Here is a 1,797-nt window from a genome sequence, read left to right on the forward strand (position 1 = left end):
GGATCTCGAGCGTTGCCGAGGCGGATGACTCGGCGGAGAAGCCACCGGCGTTCATCGCGGCCACGGTGGCGGAGTAGCTGGCCCCGCGGATCAGGTTCGCGAAGGTCGCCGAGGTCTCCGGGGCGACCACGCGCTGGGTGGACACGGTGCCGTCCGGGCCGGTCAGGCTGACCCGGTACTCGGTGACGGGTGCGCCGCCCTCGGAGTCGGGCGCGGCCCAGGTGACGGTTGCGCTGCTGCCCTCGGCGAGAGCAATCTGGGGCGTGGCCGGTGCCGAGGGGGTCTCGACCGGGAACACCGCGGAAACGGGGGTGAACGTGTCGAGTCGGCGATCGGTGAAGACGATGCCGTGCGCGGCCATCGTCGCGACGCCGTAGGAGACTCCGGGCTTCATCGTTCCCGCGGGGATCAGGAGCTCGGCGGTGAAGCGACCGTCAACGACGGAGGCCGGGCGCACCCAGTCGGTGGCCCCGAGCCACTCATCGGCGGGGGGCGGGGTGGTTCCGGGCTGCCAGTCGGCGGCGTCGAACAGGGCAACGTAGCTTCCCCAGACCGCGGCGGGTCCGGTGAAGCCGGTTCCGGTGATGGTGACCGTCTGCGCGACCTCGGGGTCCAGCCCCGTGGTCGGGGTGACCGTGACGGTCGGGTTCGGGTTCGGGTTCGGCAGGATCGGCGCCGACGCGGGGGACGTGGCGGTGCCTCGCGCGTTCGTCGCGCTGACGGTGACCGTGTACTCCTGACCCGGCAGGAGCGTCGGGGTCTCGGCGGAGGTCGCGTCTGCCGCGGCGGTGACCTCGGTGGCCTCGCCGGTCGCCGGGGTCGCGGTCACGGTGTACCCCGTGATCGCCGAGCCGCCGTCCGCGGGCTCCGCCCAGGTCGCGGTGAGGTTCCCGCCCGGGCCGGCCGTGACGGTCGGCGTCGCCGGGGCGTCCGGCGCGGTTGGGGCGCTGTAGGCGACGGTCAGCGGAGTGGTCATCTTGCGGGGCTGGATCGAATTGGCGGTGCCATCGGTCGTGTACCAGTAGGAGGACTGCCCGGTGAGCATGTGGAAGTCATTGAAGTCCTGGGGGAAGGAGCCCCACCAGCTGCGGTTCTGGTCGGTCAGGGTGGCCTGCGGGTTGCGGCCCTGCCCGCCGTCCTCGAAGGTGACCCCGAGGAAGTCCGGGGTGACCACGAAGCCCTCGTCGGTGACCGCAACGTCGCTGAGGTTCGCGAGGGTCACGGGGCGGGGCTCGATCGGCACCCAGAGCGACATGTCGTCCATGTCGGTGCCGTAGCCGCTCAGGTCCGCGGTCACGGTGCCCGTGCCGTCGGCGTTCACGGTGAGCTTCGGGTCGGAGGCGGACCAGTAGGTCATTCCGCCGTAGTACGCCACCGTGAAGGAGCCGTCCCACTCGATGCTCGCGGTGCCCTCATCTGGATTGACGATCCCGGAGCCCTCCTCGATCCGAACTCGCGTTTCCGTGATGGTTTCCGGCCCGTTCGTGACCTTGCCGTTGACCGTGACGCCGTCCCGGTTCTGGCACTTCGTGGCCCAGGTCGGCTCGGCGAACTCGCCGTCTTTGCCGGGCTTTTCGATCGTGACGTTCCCCTCGGAAGTCGCGTAGAACCCGTCCTGAACGTTCCAGAGCCGCGCGCTGCCGCTGTCGCCCGCGGCGCCCGCGGAGAGGAAGTTGCAGCCCCCGAAGTAGGCACCGCCGTTGGACTCGTTGTTGATGCCCCAGAGGAAGGTGGCATCGCTGACCTGCTGGTCCCCGGCGGCTGCCTGGGCGGCAACCGGGGGGAACATCAAGCCGC

The 1,797-nt window shown here is 70.7% G+C and carries 1 protein-coding gene; it reads right to left on the bottom strand.

Going from position 1 to position 1,797, the window contains the following annotated elements; all coding sequences use genetic code 11:
• A partial coding sequence (locus OOT08_RS10885; protein ID WP_325092664.1) for a fibronectin type III domain-containing protein occupies positions 1-1,789 on the bottom strand: 1,789 nt, incomplete at its 3' end.
• Positions 1,790-1,797 lie beyond the last annotated feature (8 nt).

Origin of the sequence: Leucobacter sp. M11 (genome assembly GCF_035726885.1) — a bacterium.
Lineage (GTDB): Bacteria > Actinomycetota > Actinomycetes > Actinomycetales > Microbacteriaceae > JAPFRB01.